We start from the raw sequence: 568 nt of genomic DNA, 5'->3' as shown, positions 1-568 counted from the left end.
CATGTTTTGATAAAACCACTCTAATCTCTTTCTTTATGATTTTCTGATCTTATTTTATAACTTTTTACGTTGGTTTGATGCGCAAGGCTTGTGCTTCTAATGGCTAACCTCATTTTCTTAATTCAATCGTTATGCTATAATGCGCTCTTTACGATAGATAACAATTCTCCATAATAATTATATATTCTATAGAGGGTTGAAGAATGATTTCTATCATTTATTCTCTATACTCCATGGTCCTATGTATTCTCATAGGCAATGCTTACACAAAAAAGAAAGGCACAACAATGACAAAACAAATGAAAGGCACTCCAGCACCTGATTTCAATTTGCCGCGCGATGGTGGGGATAAATTATGTCTTTCTGATCTTCAAGGAAAAATGGTTGTTTTATATTTTTATCCGAAAGATGATACCAGTGGCTGCACAAATGAAGCCCTTGACTTTACCCGACTAAAGACAAAGTTTGATGAAATCGGGGTTGTTATTATTGGGATATCTCCAGACAATGTTAAAAAACATGAAAAATTTAAAATAAAACACGCGCTTGATATCATCCTTGTTTCTGA

General features: G+C 33.8%; 1 protein-coding gene. It reads left to right on the top strand.

The window, feature by feature from the left end:
- Positions 1-287: 287 nt before the first annotated feature.
- Positions 288-568: peroxiredoxin (locus ACFIO5_RS13240; RefSeq protein WP_375705659.1), on the top strand; the 281-nt coding region annotated here is incomplete at its 3' end.

Source organism: Bartonella sp. AA86SXKL, assembly GCF_042196885.1.
The sequence above is the reverse complement of the archived record's forward strand: the minus strand, read 5'-3'. Positions and strand labels throughout refer to the sequence as shown.